Below are 19,560 nucleotides of genomic sequence, written 5' to 3'. Positions count from 1 at the left end.
CTGCCACCCAGATCGGGGGCAGGCGCCAATGCCTGATGTTCTGTTTTCGGTTTTAATTCGCTGACTCAAAAGCCAGGGATTCAGAAAGTTCTGGGATCGTATAAGCAGATGGTATGCCAGATTTCCAAATTGCTGTTAAATAACGAAATTATCTTGGCAGCATGCTGAAGGCGAAGCTCCGGAATGCACGAAAGGCCACCGTTTTAGTGCGTAACGCTTCATTGTTGGGCGGTTTCAGTCGGCGGCTTCCGCTTTCCAGTCATGTAACTGTTCACCCAGAAGCCGGTCGCTGGCAACGCGGACTGGCCCGTACCGCCCCGAGAGTGTGAAGGGCTTCTGATGGCGCCCCTCGGTTTTGCTGTCGATCACCGGGGTGTCAATGCCCATGGACGCTGCTGCATCCCGGAACAGGTCCGGCCTGAATACCTGGCGGACCATGTCGCCGGTGACTCTGCCCAGTTGCTGCCGGGACGCCAGCCGTGAGGCCAGCCAATGACCCTGAGACACCCAGGGAAAATTGGCGGAGTGCCGGAAGAAGTGTTGGTGAAGGCGCGGGTGGAACAGGCTGTAAGGGTGGCTATCCAGTGCGTTAATGCGCTCACCCAGATATTCCGGGCGGGCAAGTATCTCGCGCAGCAGGCCGTGATTATAGTCATTATCAAGCCATTGGCATGCCGCAAGCAGTGCCCTGATCAGATGGCGGTGCATGGTGGCGTGTTGCTCAGTCCAGTCGGCCCGCATGCCCAGCACTTTTTCCGCCGCGTTCTGCCAGATCTGGTGGCCGGAATGAAGAATGCGCCCCAGCTGTTCGTATTCCAGAAGGCTATTCCAGGGTTCACCAACACAGCAGCCTTCAACCGCTTCCGCCCTGAAGGCATCAGCCATCTGCACCGGGGATACCGGGATGATCTGAACCTGCGATTGTGCGTCCGGCCCGGCGGTGGCAAGCCAGTCCCGCAGTTGCAGGTCATGGCAGGACCAGGGCGACACCGATGCCAGGCGGATGGGTTCGCCACGGGAATGGGCCAGTTGAACCAGAGCCGCCGCGGTCGCGATCGGGTCATCCGGTTCCGCGCCGGACATGATCAGATGGTTGTAGATGGTGTTATTCAGGGTGATGCCGTTGCCGTTTCGGCTCAGCACCATGCCCACTATTATCGGTACCCGAGGGCGGCCCTCCGCCAGGGACATATTCAGCGGCATGGGTGCCAGCATGTGGCCACCGTCTACAAGCCCGAAGCTCACTTTGTCCCGCAGCGATGCCCATGATTCCTCGCGTATTAACTCGACTTCCAGACCTTCTGCATCGAACAGCCCGAGTTCCCGGGCGACAATCAGAGGGGCGCTGTCCAAAAGAGGCACAAAGCCAAGCTTTACGTGAAAACCGGAATGTTTATGAAGGGGGGTGGGGTTAACCATCGGGGCTCCGTCGGGGGGAATGTCTGTTCTTAGCAGGCTCGCTGAATCGAGCCTGCTCCCTGGCGGTCCTTGCCTTCGGTCACCTGGATAACGCGCCTGGCCATTACGGCCAGGCGTTCGCTGTGTTCCATGGCCGCACTGCGCAGCATCCTGTGCGCGGCTTCCTCGTCGCATTTCTCGTGGCGCATGATCAGGCCCTTGGCCTTTTCAATGACCTTCCGATCTTCAAGAGCTGTGCGGGTTTCTTCCAGCTCGGTCCGAAGCGCCTGAAAGGATTCAAACTGGACCACTGCGGAATCGATGATTGAGCGTACCCGTTCAGGCTGGATGCCGTCGACCACGTAGGCACTGACGCCCGCCTTTACGGCAGCGTGCATAGTGGCGCGGTCGCAGGGCTCATTGGCTGAAAACACAATGGGCCGCGGGGCGTGGGTGTTGAGCGTGCTCATGTTTTCCAGGGTGTCACGATCTGGTGAGTCCATATCGATAATCACCATGTCGGGCTGGTCCTTAGCCACGGCGGCGGTCAGTCCGGAGGCATCCGGGCGCTGCCGGATCACTTCATGGCCCTCGTGGCGCAGCGCCTCACACACCTGACTGGCCCGTTCGGGGTCTTTGTCGATAAGCAGAATGCGGAGAGGGTTATGGGAACTCATGATGTCTTCCTTTAATGCGCGAACTGAATGCTGTTTCCGCAGCAATAAATCTGCCAGCCTGCCGGAACTCCCGCGTCGTGGGAGCTCGCCGGAAATGGCGGACGTTGGAAGCATCCTGCTTCCTTGAATGTCTGCCTGTTTGTGGGGCGTTTTTCCGGGTTTTGCACCTTTATGTGACTCTGGTCGAGGGTGGAAAAGGTCACTTGAAGCGCCGGTCAACCCGCCAGAGCCTTCGGAACGCCTTGTTCAGGGAGCTGGCCCTGGATTTGCACAGGTAAGGTTCAAGTAATTGAAGTCCCAGGCTGCAAGTAGAGCCGGATCACTTCAGGTATTGGCAAAGAAGCCCGCAAAGCCCCTCTCCCGGAACGATTGGGGGGCTCTGCGGGCTTTTTTTTTGGACCATTTCCGGATAAACCATGGGAGACGCTGTGGCTACCAGGGGCACTGGCGACAACAGAATTCAGACGACCTGTCCATACTGCGGCGTGGGGTGTGGCGTTCTGGCTGATCCTGCAGCGCTGCAGGGAGTGGAAGGCGACAGCCATCACCCGGCCAACCTGGGTCGGCTGTGTGTCAAAGGCGCGAGCCTGCACGAAACCACGGGCCATGCCGGCAAACTCTTGTTTCCGATGGTGCGTGGCCGCCGCCGGGAATGGCCTCAGGCGATTGACGCTGTGGCCGGGGCCATCCGCCACAGCATTGCTGACCATGGCCCCGAATCCGTGGCTTTTTATCTGTCCGGGCAGTTGCTGACAGAGGACTACTACATCGCCAACAAGCTGGCCAAAGGCTTCATCGCTACCCCTCATGTGGATACCAATTCCCGGCTTTGTATGTCGTCAGCGGTGGCTGCCCATAAGCGGGCCTTTGGCGCTGATGTTGTTCCCGGCTGCTATGAAGACCTGGAGCTGGCGGACCTGCTGGTTCTGGCTGGCAGTAACGCGGCCTGGGCCCATCCGGTGCTTTACCAGCGGATGAAAGCCTCGGCTCGTGACGGTCGCAAGGTGGTAGTAATCGACCCCCGGCGAACGGCCACATCGGAACTTGCAGACCTGCACCTGGCATTACGGCCCGGCACAGACACCATTCTGTTCAACGGCTTGCTGGTCTGGCTGGCCCATCATGATCTGCTTGATGGTCAATATATTGCGGATCACTGTCAGGATTTTGATCAGACTCTGGTCACTGCAAAGGCGGCGGCACCGTCAACGGCGTCTGTTGCTTCCGAGTGCGATCTTGATGTGGACGATGTGGAGGCCTTCTACCGATGGTTTGCCCGGACCCCCAGAACGGTAACGGGGTTTTCCCAGGGCATTAACCAGTCCGTGGCAGGCACCGATAAAGGAAATTCGATCATCAACTGCCACCTGGCAACGGGGCGCGTGGGCAAACCCGGCGCCAGTCCTTTCTCCCTGACCGGTCAGCCAAACGCCATGGGTGGCCGGGAAGTAGGCGGGTTGGCGAATACCCTGGCGGCGCATATGGATTACCACACCCCCGGCGCGCGGGAGCGGGTAAAGCGGTTCTGGGGTTCGGACGCCATAGCCGACGGGCCGGGCCTGAAAGCGGTGGATATGTTTGAAGCAATTCACCGGGGTGACATCAAGGTGCTCTGGGTAATGGGCACCAACCCGGCGGTCAGCCTGCCGGATTCCGGCCGGGTTCACGAAGCCCTGGCGCGGTGCCCGACGGTGATTGTGTCTGACTGCACAGCGTCGACCGACACTACGGCCCACGCAGATATACTGCTGCCCGCGGCAGGCTGGGGAGAAAAGGATGGCACCGTGACCAATTCGGAGCGGCGCATTTCCCGGCAGCGTTCATTCATGCCCCTGCCGGGTGAGGCGAAGCCGGACTGGTGGATCATCCGCGAGGTCGCTGCAAAGCTGGGCTTCGGGCATGCGTTCAACTATCAAGGCCCGGCGGACATCTTTCGCGAGCATGCCGCCCTGTCGGCGTTTGAGAACGATGGCAGCCGGATCTTCAATATCGGGAGGTTGGCTGAGCTGTCTGATCAACAGTATCAGGGGATGCAGCCGGTTCAGTGGCCGGTGCACAAGAGCGCCGGCGACAGTTCCCGTCTCTATGCTGATGGCCGTTTCACCACCGACAACGGACGTGCCCGTTTCGTTCCGGTCAGCACCGTATTACCCGTCCAGGTGCCGGATGCCGATGGCCCGGTGGTGGTCAATACCGGCCGAATCCGGGACCAGTGGCATACCATGACCCGCACGGCCAATACCTCCCGGCTTCTGGCCCACCGCCAGGAACCCTTCGTCGAGATGCACCCGAATGATATCCAGCGTTACGGTGTGGCGCCGGGGCATCTGGCGGTTCTGACCCGGGATGACGGGCGGTTTGTGGGTAAGGTTCGGGAAAACAGCCAGCAAAGGCCGGGTGAGGTCTTTATCCCCATCCATTGGAACCGGCAGTTTGCGTCTCACGGCATTGCTACTGTTCTGACCCAGGGCGTGACTGACCCAGTATCCGGCCAGCCGGAGGCAAAGCACGGACGGGCGGCCATCAGTCCCTTCCGGGCCGCGTGGTACGCACGGCTTCTGGTGCGTAAAGAGCGGCCAAAACGCTGGCAGGCCGATTACTGGTGTCGCGTACCGATGATGCACAGTGAAAGCTGGTGGCTGGCAGGCCTGACCCCGCTGGAATGGCCGCAGACGTTGCCGGATTGGCTTGGTGGCCAGGCCCAACTGGTCATGGCTGACCCGTCGGAGGGTCGCTACCGTGCCGCCCGGATTGTAGACGGTCGGCTTGAGGCGGTGTTGTTGCTGGATCGCGACCCCAACCGTTTGCCAGATGTTCAGTGGCTGGATACCTGCTTTGCCGAACAGACGCTTTCTGAAACCCAGCGCCGGAATCTGCTGTCTGGACGTGATGTTGACGTGGAAGACATGGGAGCAACCGTGTGCAGCTGTTTCCAGATAGGCGAAAAACAGATTGCCCGCGCCATCAGTGAGGGGCAGGTCAGCGTCGAGGCATTGGGACAGGCCCTGAAATGCGGCACCAACTGCGGCTCCTGCATTCCGGAATTACGAAGCCTGATCGACGAGGCGCAGCTGGTCGACGAAGCCGCTGCCAGCTGAATGTCAGGCTGAGGTGTTTCGCAGCAGTTGGAGGGGGACCCGGTAACGAACGCCGCGGGACGGTCCGGTGCCTTTTACGGTGCAGGTTTTGCGGTTGACTCTGAGGATTTCACCCTCTTTTTCACCACCACCCGCGGCAAAAGTGACGGTGTCTCCCACCGCCCAGTGAGTGCGCTCGCTGCCAGGGTCTGGCAGTTCGAAGCCATCGTCTGATATCGGGAGTCCATGCCTTGCGGCCAGATCGCGCAGTGCTGCCTTTGTCGCGTTTGCCTGCCCGTCAGCGTGCAGCCCATCAAGAATCCGGTAGAAATGGGGGTTATGCACGGAGCCCCGGAACCGCTTGCCGGCGTTGTGCTGAAGCAGATGGGCGAATTCGTGGCAGCAGGTGTGGGCCAGCAGATTCAGCGGGCTCAGCTGCCCGTCAAAATACCCCCGCTGCTGGATTTCCCGGCCGGACAGCCAGCCCCGGGCGGTTTCCGGGCGGTGCTTGGCCTCGATCATCCGTGCGCCATAGGTGATCTGATGCTGGCGGCTACCCGGATCAAACCGGTGATAGGTCGCCTGCCCGGATCCGACGCGGCAAATCAGTTCATTGTGGGAGGGCGACCAGAGAACCTGTTTGGTGACGGTGCACATCAGTTCGCCGAGCTGGCGGGCGTTGGTTGGTTTAGAGGTGGTCATTACGTCCAGGGTTCAAGGTTAAAGTGGCTTGCTTGGTTAGTGGGGATAAGGTTAACGATGGAATGGCCAGTTTGCTATGGCTTGATTCAGTTCCCGCCCTTTATGCAAAGCGACCCGTCAAAAAGCGCCGACGAAGCCGCCGCTTGAAACCTCAACGGTAATCAGACAAACTGTCACCATATATAAATAAGTGGTGACGGTTTGTCTGACTCCGGTTCTGCCCAATCTTCCTGGGCACAACTCCAAACCCTGTTCCGACAGCACGGCGGCCAGCTTCGCCTGAGCGAAGCGCTGGCCCGGGGCTTTAGTCGATACCAGTTCTATCAGCTCCGGGACGAAGAGCTGATTGAGCCGGTCAGCCGCGGTCTGTACCGGCTGGCGGACATGCCGCCCATTAAAAATCCGGATCTGGTGGCCGCCTCCACCCGTTTCCCCCATGCGGTGCTTTGCCTGATTTCCGCGCTGGACTGGCACGGCATCACCACGCAGATTCCCCATCAGGTGCACCTGGCGGTGGCACGGGATGCACGCCTGCCGGTGCTGGATTATCCGCCGGTGGCCGGGTACCGGTTCTCCGGGCGGGCCTTCAGTGCAGGCATAGAGCAGGTGGACGTGGATGGCATCACCCTGCAGGTCTACAACCCGGAGAAAACCCTGGCGGACTGCTTCAAGTTCCGCAACCGCATCGGCATGGATGTGGTGCTGGAGGCGCTGACGCTTTATCGCACCCGCAAAGCCTTCCTACCAGGCAAACTGATGGAATACGCCAGAATCTGCCGGGTCGCCAATGTGATGGCACCTTATGTGGAAGCCAAGCTGTGAATGGAACCAGTAGATCAACGGAATAACCAAAGTGAAAGGAGATCACGATGGCCACAAACACCGGCGCGTCTGTTCGACAGAAACTGCTTGATAAGGCTAGGGAAGAAAAGCGCCCCTTTCAGGAGCTGTTGCAGTACTACGCCATGGAGCGGTTTCTCTACCGGCTCAGTCAGTCACCCCACAGCGGTTGCTTTACCCTTAAGGGTGCGCTGATGCTCTGGGCAACGCAGGGGCCGACTAGCCGCCCGACGCGGGATATCGACATGCTGGGTCAGACCAGCAATGAGCCGGAGGCGCTTCTGGCCCAGGTGCGAGACATTATCGCGACTGAGGTGACGGATGACGGTTTGCGCTTTGATCCGGATACCCTGAAGACAGAAGCTATTACCGAAGATGCGGACTACCTGGGGTTACGGGTGACCTTCACCGCTTTTCTTGATAACGCCAGAATTCCGATGCAGCTGGACATTGGCTTTGGCGATCCAATATTTCCGTTTCCTTCCTGGCTGGAGTTTCCGGCGCTACTGGATTTTCCCGCTGCACGAATCAAGTGCTATACCCCCGAATCGTCGATTGCCGAGAAGTTCCAGGCAATGGTAAAGCTTGGCGAGCTGAACAGTCGCATGAAGGACTTTTACGATATCTGGTTGCTCTCGCGCCGGCACGAGTTCCGGTCGGAAAACCTCAAGGGGGCGGTTGATCGCACCTTCCGTAAACGCCTTGGCCAAGACCATGTGCCAAAGGCATTTTCGGAGGTCCTAGAGGCGGTAGTTGAGTTCCTCAGTCCTGTGATGACGAGCAAAGACGTAGACGCCCCCAGGGAAATCTGGCACCCACCCGGTCCATGGAGTCGGCAGGGCGATGGCTAGTTTTGTTTCGGAAGACAATCTAATGCCCCAGAATCCAGAGAGTGCAACGTCACTGCTGCCTGGGAACACTTCTTTAACGGGTTCCGGGTGAAATGTGAGAATGTTTTGAGCTTGTAGTGGAGTTTGCGGCCAGTGGCCGGAAATGGGTTGCGTGAGTAAATCTTTAATGAGGGTATGGAAACTCGTTCAGTCCGCCGAAATTGAGGAAAGAACTTCGTCGAAAAAGCTGTCCCTGACACTTATTTTTATCCAGGATTCATCTATATCTTCGGAAGCGATAAACGCAGTTGTAAAGCCCCCCATTGAAGACGAGAAACCAAAGACGCCTTCCGGTAGATCCAGTTTTCGCGTTTCCTCAGAGCTTTGGATGTTCTCTTTGAATCCCCGTTTTACTTCTTCTATGGCCGTTTGAAAATGGGTATTTGTTTTGATAATGCTGATGATGCCAACCAGTTCCGACTTCTGCCAAAGAAGTGTTTCGGAGGCTTCCAGTTCAACTGCATCAAACTGACCATTGCTTACGCGGACGCTGATATCAGCCGGTGTTCGGAATTCCGTTGCCTGATTGTTTAGCGAAGCACATCCAGTACTGAATAGAGCCAACATAAGGATTAGCGGGGCAAAATTCTTCATACAGACGGTCCCTATCGGTTTAGCGAGTCAAGGATGACTGTTTCGTCTGCAAGAGAGTTGCTCATGTTACTTCATCCGTGAAGTTAAAAAACCACACACCGAAACAATGGGTCCGGCGTGTGGCCTAGCTCTATCTCAATTCTTAAGGCTCTTACGCCTCGACCGGTGAACGCCAGTCGTCTGCACCGGAAGTGCCGGCAACGGCGTGTTCCCAGGTGACCTTGCGGTAGGACAGGGAAGCAGTCACCAGCTGGGTGAAGTCAGCGCTGGCGGCGTCCTGGCAGTGCGGCATGTTGCATTGGATGTCGATGATGGTGGCATCTTCCAGGATGGTAGAGAAGAAGTGCTCCTGCTTGCCTTCAACCGAGGTGCGGTACCACTTCAGCTCAACCTTTGGCAGCATTTCGCCGGACGCCAGTGCGTTGTACATCAGCGGGGTGGCTTTGTTCAGCGCAGAAGTGAACTTGAACGGCTTGTGAACACGCTGGCCGGAAGGCTGACCTGACTGCGGGTCAGTGGGAACGGTGACAACGTGGCTGAATTCCTGGACCAGCACTTCGTCTTCGTGACCTTCAACGTAGATGTTGCCTACGGAATCGGAAGTGAATGCGCCGGCGGTGATGTTGCCCTGAGTCTGGCCTTCGATGCTGATATAACAGGGAGTTGGCATAGTCTGCTCCATGACGTGTGAATGAGTAAGTGTCCCAAGGTTTTCCCTGGACACCTAGGGTATTACAAAGGGCGTGCCAGTTTTTAAAGTGTTTAAAAAACAATGGGTTGAAGAAATTTCTCGATATTTTCAGAAAGGCCGGGCAATGGGTTGCTGTTTTCGGGGCAAGAAGTTGCTGCGCGGGCAAGAAGTTGCTCAGCGCAGACTGAAGCGCACCGGCAGGGCGTAGGTAAAGGTTTCACCTTCCATGGATTCCGGCACTTCTGGTAGTGGTTCTGCCGACTTGAGCATATCCAGAGCGGCGTCATCCAGCAGTGAGTGGTCTGATGACCTGCTCAGCGAGTGTTTTACCAGGGTGCCATCTCGGCTGAACTCGAACACCACAACCGGGGATCCCTCCTGGCCCAGGCGCCGGGCGCGACGGGGGTATTCGTAAAACCGGCCCAGGTGACGGCTAAGTTCTGTCAGGTAGCTGTCGACCTTGGATGATTCTCCGGCGTTGAGCTCCACCTGCTGGCTTTCGTTTTCCTTTTCGACCGGATCTTCAGTGGCCTCGTCTGGGGACTGCTCGCTGTCCGAAGGGTTGGTGTCAGCAGTCTCCTGAGCAACGTTGGGCTCTTGAACGGGCTCCGGTTCGGGTTCAGGAGCTGGCTCAGGCTCTGGTTCGGGTGCAGGTTCTGGCTCTGGCTCTGGCTCAGGTGCTGGCTGTCGCTCAGGTTCGGGTTGAGGCTCAGGTTCCGGTTTCACGTCACTCGTCGGCGCCGTTGGTTGAGGCGCTGTTTTCTGCGGGCTCGCCAGCTTTATTCTGATAGCGGGCACCTGGGTGACGCTCTGATTCCCCTCCGGTTTCAGTGCTGGGGCATCAGATGGCAGTGCCAGTACCAGAGCGCTGAAGGTGATAAAGGCCGATGTTAGCAGTAACAGCCCACGAATTACGGACTCCCGTCTCATTGCCCGGGCTCCGTCAGGAGCTCTATATCCTCATATCCCGCGTCCGATAGCAGGTTGAACAGCGACTCAAGATGCGACATGGCAGTCCCTGAGGCAGCGGCAACCGTCAGGGACGACTGGCTGTCTGGTGCCGGCAGGTGCCGGACCAGACTGCCTGCATCGACGTTTTCGCCCTCCACCTGCCAGACGCCAGAGGCCTGGACGACCAGGTCGGCTTCCGACCTGGCGCTGGTTTGTTCCGCAGCGGTACCGGGTAGCGGCGGAAGCGCACGGTCCTGCATCTGCCCAGCGACGATAAAGAACATCAACAGCAGAAAAACCAGATTGATCAATGGAAGAAGGGCGTCCTCAACGCGCTCCATCAGGGATTTGCCAGAGCCGGGCGAGTGGGGAACAAAGTCTTTCATGGTTCCGCGCCCTCATAGTCACTGCGCTTGTCCTGGTTTCTTTGCCACTGGGGCTCGATGCCGTTGGCACCGAGGGTGCTGAGGGTCAGGGTAAAATCATGGACGGTAGCCTCGGGAGAGGAGGTGACGTTGACCCGATTGATGCCGGCACCAGACAGCTCGCGGACCAGTTCTTTCAGTGAATAGGACCGCTGATTCCACTCGAGATTCTGCCCCGCCAGAATCCTGACCTCGGGCACGGCCTCACCCTGCTGTGCCCCGGATTCAGACTGCACATCCGTGCTGACTTCCATCAGGTTGACTGGCAGCAGGCGCGTGGTAAGCATAAAAAACACCAGCAGAATAAAGACCACATCAATCAGGGGTGTCATTCTGATCGCCAGTGGTCGTGCCGGGCGGGGCTCAACGAACAGCATTGGCAAGAGTCTGGTGGTTCTGCCAGTCGATCTGCGAGGCGGGGTCCTTTGCCGCGGGTTGACGGCCATCCGTTGATGGCCGATTGACGGCGGGCTTGCCTGCTGCAGAGTCAGCGTGAATCGACGGCCTTTCGACGCAGAGTACATCGGCCAGGACCGCGTTAAGCATACCCTGAAGCCGACGCAGCCGGAATTCGATCCAGGCGGCAAGGGCGGCAAAAGGAATGGCCACGATGAGACCCGCGGCCGTGGTGGTCAGTGCCTGGTAGATGCCGCCGCTGAGCTGGGATGCGCTAGCTCTGCCCTCTGCTGCGGCCATGGTGCTGAACGCCTCCATCATCCCCATAACCGTTCCCAGCAGACCCAGCAGCGGTGCCAGTGCAGCGATCACTTCAATAATCTTTAACGGCGCTTCGAAAGGCGTTAGCGCACCCTGGGCCTTGCCTGACACGGATTCCCGGATCTGTTCTGAAGGTGCGTTCCTGAGTTTGCCCTCCATGGTCGCCAGAACCAGTTGGTTCAGTGGGTTAAGGCCGCTCAGTCCCCGGGTATTGGCGCGAAGGCTATCGGTAACCCCGGGCTCTGGTGCCTGCTTCCACTTATGCACTGACTGGCGGAGACGACTTGTATACCGGGGGGCGAACAGAACGCCGAACAGCATCAGGTAGACAAAGGTGACGATGCCAGCCAGTGCCATGACCATAAGCACGGCCATGACCGGGCCGCCCATATCGATGAGTTGGGAAACTGGCCCTTCCGGCGTCAGTGACTGAAACATAACGGCTCCGACCTGAACAAGGATGTCAATGATAATGATTATCAATCATTCATTCAAGCATCGTAACCTTCGCCTTTTACGCAGTCTGTTAAACTGTATCCATGTGGCTGGTTTCATAGGAATGGTTGTACACACATGCTGATCAAACGCTGGTTCGCCAGCCTGGTAAACCGTGCCGTTCTGTTCATGGTTGCCGGTATCATCCTGTCGACACTGGTGGTGGTCTTCCTGGGATCCTGGGTATCCCGTGCCGAACTTGAGGCCCAGGCACGGCAACAGGTTTCAACCATTGCAGAACTGGTTGCGGGCGACCTGGATGCCCGGTTGGCCCAACGTCGTGACACTCTTGCCCATGTGGCCGAGAACCTGACCGTGGCCGAAGAGGTGCTAAAGGGCCGGGGCGAAGTGTTTGTGCGCCGGGATATTTCGCTTCAGCACCTGTTTGATGTGGTATTTCTGTTTGACGCCGACGGCAATGCAATTGCCAGCCATCCTGAAAAATTCAGCGCAGCCGGTCTCAGCGTTGCAGACCGCGCCTACTTCACCGAAACCTCAAGTCAGTTGACGCCGGTCATCAGTGAGCCGTTTGTCTCCCGGTATCAGGACCGGCCGGCCATCATGATGACCGCCCCGGTATTTGATCATCGCAAGCGATTCATTGGTGTGATTGCCGGCGCCCTGTTTCTCAAGGGTGAAAATTTCATGACCGAACCCGGCAGCATCGATGTTGGCAAGACCGGTTATGTCACGGTTGCCACCCGCAACGGTATGGTGCTGACCCACGGTCGCACCGGCGAGTCCATGCTGCCGGTGCAGGTGGACAGCGCCGCTGTCAGATCAGCGATGGACGGTTTCGAGGGCGCAACCAGTGCCCACAGTTCCGATGGCGTGGAAACCATCATGGCGGTAAGGCAGCTGTCCCAGGTGCCCTGGTATGTGGCAGCGGTATGGCCGGCAGACGAAGCCTACGGGCCGGTTCATCGCCTGACTGACAGCCTGGTTCTTGTTCTGCTCGGCGTTCTTCTGGTGGGGTTGCCCACCGCTCTGATTGTCTTTCGCCGACTGATGGCGCCCCTGAAAATGCTCGGCGCCCAGATCAGTGACCGCCACCTGGGTGTACGCACCCAACCGGTGGACGAAGTCGGCGGCACTGAAATACGTCAGGTCGCAGAAACTTTCAACACGGTGATGGAGGAGCGGGATGAAGTCATGGCATCCCTGGCCGAGCGTGAAGCTTTCTTCCGGTCACTGACCAGAAGCGCCCCCATTGGTATTGTTCAGACCGATGTTCTGGGCCGCATTGAATTCGCCAACCCGGCCTTTGAACAGATTGTGGGAGTGCCATCAAATGATCTCCAACAGAGTATTCTGATCGAGGGCGTCTACGAAGACGACCGACCAAGCGCCCTCGAGGCCTGGTACCAGGCGCTTCACAACCGCACAATATTCCGCGCACGTTTTCGTCTGAAGAGCCTGGACAAAGGACTGGTGTGGGCGGATGTGATGACGGCGGTTATCGATACGGAAGAAAAAACCCTGGGTACCATAACGGTGGTTCGTGACATCACCCATGAACTGGAAATCGAAAGCCGGCTGGCGGAAGAGCAGGCACGGGCCAACAGCATCCTTGGGGTGTTGCAGGAGGGTGTGCTGATGACTGACGCCCAGGGCGCGATTCGCTATGCCAATGCGGCGGTGGGCGAATTCCTGGGGCTTGAAGATATTGGCGAAGGCGAGCCGTTTTTTGAGCAGGTAACGATCTCGGACAATGAGCGCACCTGGAAGGCAGAAGAACTGCTTCATGGTGATGACCGGGAGAATCTCTATGTGACGCTCAAAAACGTCCATGGCGACAGTTTCGATATTGACCTGACGGTACTTCACTTGCGGCCAGATACGGACCGTCCGCGGGTGGTTTTTGTGATCCGGGACGACAGCGAACGTCGACGGGAAGAAGAGCGTCTTTCCTGGGAGGCCACTCACGACAGCCTGACCGGCCTGCTTAACCGTCGGGCTTTTAACGCGTCACTGATTCACTGCCTGACCGAGATGTCGCCCCGCACCAACGACAGTGTTCTGATGTTGATTGACCTGGATTATTTCAAGCCGGTGAACGATGAGGGTGGTCACCTGTTGGGCGACGACCTGCTGATGCAACTTTCCGAGCTGTTGGTGAACACGGTGCGCCAGTCCGATACGGTTGCCCGGCTCGGCGGTGACGAGTTCGGTATCATCCTGCCCACCTGCGGTCTGGAGCGGGCGCAAACCCTGGCCGAGCAGATTCGGGCAGGGATAGAAGCACTGCGCCTGCAAAAGGACGGGCGTGATTTTGGCGTCACGGCCAGTATCGGCCTGACCATGTTGAACGGGTCGGATTCGGGTGTCCGGGAAGTGCTCGCCCGGGCCGACGAGGGCACCTATGCGGCAAAGGCCCAGGGCCGGAATCAGGTGATCGTGATGCCGCCATCAGCCAGACATTGATTGCCCGGCCTGCCATAGCAGCCTCAGCGCCAGCAGTGTCAGCATGATATTGAAGATCCGGTGAAAGTGCCGGTTCTGAAGGTTTTTCAGCAGATGTAGGCCGATCCAGGTACCGGCAAAGCCAAACAGGATCATTCCCAGAATAAACACCAGCCATTCGTGGAAGACAAACCCCGCCAGTCCAAACACCAGTGCTTTGGGTGCGTGTTGCAGGCTCATGGCGGTGGCAAAGGTTGCCACCGTTTTGAAGCGGTCCTCGTGCATCTGCTTGATGAACGCCGCGACCAGTGGCCCTGTGGCTCCCACGAACAGGCTGGCAAAGGTGGTTATTGCAGACGCCACGAAGATACCGGTGCGCCCAAAGGCGCCTTTCGGCAACGCCGGTCCCCAGCAAAGATAAAGCACGAAAACCGCAATGGTCAGTTGCCACAGGTGCTCTGGAAGGTCCACCAACAGCCAGGCGCCTATGCCCGCACCCACCAGGACCCCCGGGGCAAAGGCCGCCATCGCCTGCCAGTCGGTATGGCGCCAGGTCAAGGTTGCGCGCCCGGCATTGGAACCCAGTTGCACCATGCCATGAACAGGAATGATTGCCGCTGGTGGAATCCATAGTGCCATCAGAACCAGCAATAGCAGGCCGCCGCCCGCTCCCAGGCTGGCGGTGATCATGGAGGTGACGACAGACGCCAGCATCAGCGCGCCAGCCAGGGCCGGGCTGAGGCTGTCGGGCAGCAGAGTAAAATCCACGTTAGTTTGCGGCGATCAGCGCAACGCTGATGGACTTGAACGCCGGCGTTTTACTTCGGGGGTCGCGGTCCCGGCCGACCAGCACATTGGCTTCGGGATAGTAGGTCATCAGGTTGCCCGGTGGCAGGTCAAAGGTCTTCACCGCCAGGTTATGCATGGCGCCGGATTCCGATTTCAGGCTTACCCTGTCCCCTTCTTTCAGCGACAGTGCGGTCATATCTCCGGCGCTCATCAGCACGGTCGAACGTTGCTCAACACTGCGGTAGCTGTCGCTTTCTTCGTAAATGATGGAGTTGAACTGCCCTTCGGAGCGCACGGTCATCAGCTTGAAGGGGAAATCCGCTTTCTGGTCTGCGCCCCTGGTCTGATGGGTAATAAAGTGGGCCCGACCGGAAGCGGTCTTGAACTCGGGGGTGTGCATGATTCGCCGGCGGATATGGAATTCTTTTTTCGCGACCTCTATGTCTTTCAGGTCTTCCATGCCCGGGATACAGGCGGCAATGGCTTTGCGGATGCTGCTGTGGCTGGCGAATGTGGCAAAATCAAAAACAGCCCTGTCGACCAGTCGGCCCGCGAGCGCGGCCAGAATCTGCGATTCGGGCCGAACGTTGTCCAGCCGTTTTATGCCGCCATCGCTGAGCCGCACATAGTTGAACATGGATTCCTGGGTCGTGGGCTCGAACTCCTCATCCCGTGCTGTTACCGGCAGAATCAGCGATTCGCTGTGGTCGTTGCCGTACAGGTGGCCCTGGTTTAGCGTGGTGGTCATGAACAGTTTGAATCGGACACGGTCCAGCGCCTGCCCGGCCCATTGGCTGTCCGGCGTGGCGCTGTAAAGGTTGCCGCCCATGATCAGCGCGTTATCAATGTCACCGCTGTCTGCCGCTTCCAGGCATGCCATGGTGTCCATGCCTTTCGCTTCTGGCAGGGTAACCTTCAGGTGTTCCTCAAGAGCGGTGATTACTTCACCCGCGAGCACCGGCTTGACGCCAATGGTGCCAACACCCTGAACATTGCTGTGCCCCCTCAGTGGCAACAGGCCTGAGGCCTTTTTCCCGACCATGCCCCGAAGCAGCGCCAGGTTGGCAATGTATTCCACGTTCTCGGTGCCGGTCAGGTGATGGGTAATGCCCATGCCCCAGGCAAAGACCACGTTTTCAGCTTCAGCGTAGACGCGGCTGACCGCCTCGATATCTTCCCGTTTGAGCTGGGTGTGAGCTTCAATGTCAGACCAGGTAATGGATTCGATATCCTTGCGTAGCGCTTCGAAACCGTGGGTATGGGATTCGATAAACCCCCTGTTCTCGGCGCCCAGTTCCAGTATGCCTTTTGCAATGCCTTTCATCGCCCACAGGTCACTGGCGATGTTGGGTTGCAGGTAATACGAGGCGATTTCGGTGCCGCCGCTGAGCATGGAGGACGGGCTTTTGGGCACGGCGAACTTGACCAGGCCGGGTTCCCGCGCCGGGTTGATGACCACCACATCCCCACCCCGGTCACGAATGCCTTTGAGCTGGTGAACCAGGCGGGGGTGGTTGGACGCCGGATTGGCGCCAATCACGAACAGCAGGTCGCAGTGGGCCAGGTCTTCCAGTTCCACCGTGGATGTGCCCGTGCCGATGGTGGATTTCAGGCCCTCACCGGTGGCCTGATGGCAATAGTAGGAGCAGTTGTTGACGTTGTTGGTGCCGTACAGGCGGGCGAACAGTTGCAGCAGAAAACCCGCTTCGTTGGAGGAGCGCCCGGAACTGTAGAAAAAGCTTTTCTCCGGTGCGGATGCGGCAAACCGCTCAGCGGCCAGCGTGTAGGCGTCTTCCCAGGACAGGGGGCTGAAGTGGTCGCTGTCTTTGGCTTTGAAAAGCGGAAAGTTCAGCCGCCCCAGATGCTCCAGTTCCCGCGGGCTGAGCTGTTTCAGCTCGGCAATGGAATGGTCGAAAATCTCTCGCGGAATCGGCGGCTGTATATCCGTGGACTGGGCCTGAATGCTTTTGTTGCAGACCGACGGGTATTCGCGTTTTTCGTTGGTCATACCGCCCAGCTGGCCGCCCATGCCAAGGCCACAGGCTTTGCATGCGTTGCGCGCTTTCAGGGCTTTGGCGGAATTCAGCAGGCCGATCCGCCGAACCGTTGCCAGCGTGTAGAGTACCTTTTTGCTGCCGCCACCAATGACTTCAGACATGACCGCTCACCTCGGGTGACGTGTGATCACCTCATAATGAAAGCAGGCGCTAATGAATGCAATCTGTTAAATGACGTAACCAGTCGGGGCCCGACTTTATTGGCAGAAGCTCCCACCAGCCAGTTCATCGGTGGCACAGAGCGCTTCGGTGGCAAGCTGCACATCCGCCACATAATACAGCGACGCCAGCCCCAGGCGGTCCCGCCCAAGGTTGTGAAAAATCATGCCGAGCAGGATATCACCGGCGCTGAAGTTCTCGTGTTCCCGGGCAAAGTAGGCCGCGGGCCGGGACAGTTGCTCGTCGTTCAGCAGGGAAATGACCCGGCCCACGCCACCGTGATAGGCCTGAACCAGCAACAGGGTAAACAGTTGGTCCTGTTTCCCGTTGGGCAAATGCCCGAACCTTTCGGCAAAGGCCGGTTTCAGATTGCGGGCGTTCTGCTGCATCAGTTTCAGGGCGCAGTCTACCTGGGCCAGCCGGTGCCAGTGGTTTTCGGGGCTGATCCGGCAATCGCCCAGAGCAGAGGGTGATAATTGCAATATGCCCTTGGCATTGGCCGTGGAGTGGGCCCGGGTCTGGCCGCTGCTTTCGATAAGCACCTGGCCGCCAAGATATCTGGGCAGTGAATCGGGCAGGTCCAGGCGCTGCTGGCTGATGCGGGTTTGATACACATACATCAGGGCATCATGGAGTGGACGGGGCTGTTCTTTTGATGCAAAAACCAGATCGTCCCAGGTGCCCCAGAGCCGATCAGCCTCGGCACGGCCCATGTAACGGTCAACGGCGGCAGACAGATTGACGTGGGGCTGCAGGCAGGACAGCGCAAACGGATAGCCTGTTTCATTGATGCTGCCCGGAGTCCAGTCTTCGGTTTTCCCTTTTGCCGCAAGAGCTGCGCGGGTTTCGTTGAGCCGGGCCTGGGTCGCTTCGCGGGTGGTGCCATCGTCAATATAGCCAAGGAATTCGCCCCGGCGGTCAAACAGGATGTGGCGATCCTGCCTGGAGCAGAAGCCGCGTTCTTTCAGAACCCAGCGCCGGATGGTGGTCATGTTCTGATAAACGCCCTGGCTCACCCAGTAGGGCGAGTCACGAACGATGGTGACCCAGTCTTCCTCAGGCTCCGGTGTTTCGCTGGCCCGGGCAATCGGTGTAATAATGCCCGTCAGAATAAAACAAAAAACGGACGCCCACATGAAGCAAACCGAATACCTTCGATTTGATGCTGTCGCACTTGCCGACCTGATTCGCCGGAAGGAAGTGACTGCCAGCGAGGTGTGTGACGCAGCCATTGAGCGCGCGGCAGCGGTAAACGACCGGTTGAACGCCATCTGCTACTCCCAGTTTGCCGATGCAAAGAAACCGTCCTTTGAGCCCGATGGTACCTTCTGTGGCGTGCCAATGCTGCTTAAAGATCTTGCACAACAGCAGCAGGGTCACCCCTGTACCTATGGCAGCCGGGGCCTGAAGAACAACATTGCCAGCCAGGACTCTGAATACGTACGCCGGGCCCGCCAGGGTGGTCTGGTTTTTCTGGGCCGGACCGCCACCCCGGAATTTGGCCTGAAAGCGGTGACTGAGTCAGAACTCTGGGGGCCAACCCGCAATCCCTGGAACACTGAGAGAACCCCCGGCGGATCCAGTGGCGGTTCCGGTGCTGCGGTGGCGGCCGGTATCGTGCCCATGGCCGGTGCCAATGACGGCGGCGGATCGATTCGTATCCCGGCTGCCTACAACGGCCTGTTTGGCCTCAAACCCTCGCGGGGCAGGATTTCTTCAGGGCCCTTTGTGGGCGAGGCCTGGACCGGCGCTTCCATGGATCACGTCGTGACCCGCACGGTCCGCGACAGTGCCGCCATGCTGGATGTATTGTCGGGCCCGGCCGTTGGTGATCCCTTCTTGATTCCGCCACCGTCGGCACCGTTCAGCGACCTGATGCAGCAGGCCCCCAAACCCCTGCGTATCGGCGTTTTTACCTCTTCGCCCTACCATACCGATGTGGCCCAGGAATGTGTGGATGCGGTGGAGGATACGGCACGCATGCTGGAAAGCCTGGGCCACCGGGTGGAATACGCGCGGCCGGATTTCGATGGAATGGCCCTGGCCCGCTGTTATCTCGGGCTCTACTTCGGTGAAGTGTCCACTCTGGTCGATTATGCCAAAAACGAACTGGCCGCGAGGGATTCCGATTTTGAACTGGATACCCGGCTGATCGACATGTTGGGGCGCACCATGGCTTTGCCGGAATACGTTCGCCGGCGTCAGCAGTGGAATGATTTTTCCCGTGCCCTGGGGGTCTATTTCCAGAGTTACGACCTTTACCTCTGCCCCACCACGGGCCAGATGCCCGCAACAATCGGCGAACTGGATACCCCGCCCCAACTGCAGCTGGCTGCCAGGCTGATGTTGAAGCTCAAGGCCGGAAAAATCGTGCATCGAAGCGGACAGGTTGACCAGATGGCCTTGGAAAGTCTGGCAAGGACCCCATTTACCCAACTAGCGAATCTGACAGGGACACCGGCCATGTCGGTGCCACTGAACTGGAGTAATGACGGACTGCCGGTCGGCGTCCAGTTTGGTGCGCCCCATGGCGCAGAGGGGGTTCTGTTACAACTGGCGGCGCAGCTTGAGGAAGCCAGCCCCTGGTTTGGCCAGTATGAGAGGCTGGAAGCCGGTTTGTGACGGCGAATCGCCGGTGATTGTGATCCGTGCCCGTCAGTTTCACGTTTATCTTTATGGCAGGAACAGTCTATGC

General features: G+C 58.5%; 17 protein-coding genes. 5 read left to right on the top strand and 12 right to left on the bottom strand.

Annotation, left to right across the window (positions count from 1 at the left end; genetic code table 11):
- Positions 1-234 precede the first annotated feature (234 nt).
- Together E5Q11_RS11995 and E5Q11_RS11990 are read right to left on the bottom strand one after the other, a co-directional pair.
- Positions 235-1,419, bottom strand: coding sequence for a CmpA/NrtA family ABC transporter substrate-binding protein (locus E5Q11_RS11995; protein WP_135803662.1), 1,185 nt, complete (start codon positions 1,417-1,419; stop codon positions 235-237).
- Positions 1,420-1,448: 29 nt separating this feature from the next.
- Positions 1,449-2,075 (bottom strand): ANTAR domain-containing response regulator, encoded by a 627-nt coding sequence (locus E5Q11_RS11990; RefSeq protein ID WP_135803661.1) that lies wholly within the window; start codon positions 2,073-2,075, stop codon positions 1,449-1,451.
- A 416-nt stretch (positions 2,076-2,491) separates the two neighbouring features.
- On the opposite strand from E5Q11_RS11990, the gene E5Q11_RS11985 reads away from it, so the two are divergent.
- On the top strand, positions 2,492-5,173 hold the full coding sequence (locus E5Q11_RS11985) for a nitrate reductase (protein WP_135803660.1): 2,682 nt from the start codon (positions 2,492-2,494) through the stop codon (positions 5,171-5,173).
- A gap of 3 nt (positions 5,174-5,176) precedes the next feature.
- Here the strand turns inward: E5Q11_RS11985 and E5Q11_RS11980 are convergent, their stop codons facing one another.
- Positions 5,177-5,854, bottom strand: coding sequence for a hypothetical protein (locus E5Q11_RS11980; protein WP_135803659.1), 678 nt, complete (start codon positions 5,852-5,854; stop codon positions 5,177-5,179).
- A gap of 201 nt (positions 5,855-6,055) precedes the next feature.
- Here E5Q11_RS11980 and E5Q11_RS11975 point away from each other — a divergent pair, with 201 nt between their 5' ends.
- Together E5Q11_RS11975 and E5Q11_RS11970 are read left to right on the top strand one after the other, a co-directional pair.
- Positions 6,056-6,676 carry a type IV toxin-antitoxin system AbiEi family antitoxin domain-containing protein gene (locus tag E5Q11_RS11975; RefSeq protein WP_225315025.1) on the top strand — a complete coding sequence of 207 codons (621 nt, stop codon included), beginning with the start codon at positions 6,056-6,058 and terminating at the stop codon, positions 6,674-6,676.
- 47 nt (positions 6,677-6,723) lie between these two features.
- Positions 6,724-7,545, top strand: coding sequence for a nucleotidyl transferase AbiEii/AbiGii toxin family protein (locus E5Q11_RS11970; protein WP_135803658.1), 822 nt, complete (start codon positions 6,724-6,726; stop codon positions 7,543-7,545).
- Between the two features lie 186 nt (positions 7,546-7,731).
- Here the strand turns inward: E5Q11_RS11970 and E5Q11_RS11965 are convergent, their stop codons facing one another.
- The 6 genes from E5Q11_RS11965 to E5Q11_RS11940 form a co-directional block, all read right to left on the bottom strand.
- The gene (locus E5Q11_RS11965) at positions 7,732-8,178 is read right to left on the bottom strand and encodes a hypothetical protein (protein ID WP_135803657.1); all 447 of its coding nucleotides are present in this window, start codon (positions 8,176-8,178) and stop codon (positions 7,732-7,734) included.
- A gap of 151 nt (positions 8,179-8,329) precedes the next feature.
- Entirely contained in the window at positions 8,330-8,848 is a 519-nt protein-coding gene (locus E5Q11_RS11960; protein WP_135803656.1) for an Hcp family type VI secretion system effector, read from the bottom strand.
- A 195-nt stretch (positions 8,849-9,043) separates the two neighbouring features.
- Complete coding sequence (locus E5Q11_RS11955; protein WP_135803655.1) at positions 9,044-9,799, bottom strand: energy transducer TonB; 756 nt, start codon at positions 9,797-9,799, stop codon at positions 9,044-9,046.
- Entirely contained in the window at positions 9,796-10,206 is a 411-nt protein-coding gene (locus E5Q11_RS11950) for an ExbD/TolR family protein (RefSeq protein WP_135803654.1), read from the bottom strand. The genes E5Q11_RS11955 and E5Q11_RS11950 overlap by 4 nt, the downstream gene beginning before the upstream one ends.
- On the bottom strand, positions 10,203-10,577 hold the full coding sequence (locus E5Q11_RS11945) for an ExbD/TolR family protein (RefSeq protein ID WP_225315024.1): 375 nt from the start codon (positions 10,575-10,577) through the stop codon (positions 10,203-10,205). The genes E5Q11_RS11950 and E5Q11_RS11945 overlap by 4 nt, the downstream gene beginning before the upstream one ends.
- Positions 10,578-10,608: 31 nt before the next feature.
- Positions 10,609-11,400, bottom strand: a complete 792-nt coding sequence (locus E5Q11_RS11940) for a MotA/TolQ/ExbB proton channel family protein (RefSeq protein WP_135803652.1) — start codon at positions 11,398-11,400, stop codon at positions 10,609-10,611.
- Positions 11,401-11,535: 135 nt separating this feature from the next.
- On the opposite strand from E5Q11_RS11940, the gene E5Q11_RS11935 reads away from it, so the two are divergent.
- Complete coding sequence (locus tag E5Q11_RS11935) at positions 11,536-13,881, top strand: diguanylate cyclase domain-containing protein (RefSeq protein WP_135803651.1); 2,346 nt, start codon at positions 11,536-11,538, stop codon at positions 13,879-13,881.
- On the opposite strand, the gene E5Q11_RS11930 is transcribed toward E5Q11_RS11935, so the two are convergent.
- The 3 genes from E5Q11_RS11930 to E5Q11_RS11920 form a co-directional block, all read right to left on the bottom strand.
- The gene (locus E5Q11_RS11930; protein WP_225315023.1) at positions 13,867-14,628 is read right to left on the bottom strand and encodes a sulfite exporter TauE/SafE family protein; all 762 of its coding nucleotides are present in this window, start codon (positions 14,626-14,628) and stop codon (positions 13,867-13,869) included. The genes E5Q11_RS11935 and E5Q11_RS11930 overlap by 15 nt on opposite strands.
- Position 14,629: 1 nt before the next feature.
- A complete protein-coding gene (locus E5Q11_RS11925) occupies positions 14,630-16,807 on the bottom strand; it encodes an FdhF/YdeP family oxidoreductase (RefSeq protein WP_135803650.1) in 2,178 nt (725 codons plus the stop codon).
- A gap of 96 nt (positions 16,808-16,903) precedes the next feature.
- Positions 16,904-18,001: a hypothetical protein gene (locus tag E5Q11_RS11920; RefSeq protein WP_225315022.1), complete on the bottom strand. Its 1,098-nt coding sequence runs from the start codon at positions 17,999-18,001 to the stop codon at positions 16,904-16,906.
- On the opposite strand from E5Q11_RS11920, the gene E5Q11_RS11915 reads away from it, so the two are divergent.
- Positions 18,000-19,487, top strand: a complete 1,488-nt coding sequence (locus tag E5Q11_RS11915) for an amidase (RefSeq protein WP_135803649.1) — start codon at positions 18,000-18,002, stop codon at positions 19,485-19,487. The genes E5Q11_RS11920 and E5Q11_RS11915 overlap by 2 nt on opposite strands.
- Positions 19,488-19,560: the final 73 nt, after the last annotated feature.

The organism is Marinobacter confluentis (assembly GCF_004785685.1).
GTDB lineage: Bacteria > Pseudomonadota > Gammaproteobacteria > Pseudomonadales > Oleiphilaceae > Marinobacter > Marinobacter confluentis.
Note: the sequence above shows the minus strand (reverse complement) of the source record. Positions and strands in the feature narration are given on the sequence as shown.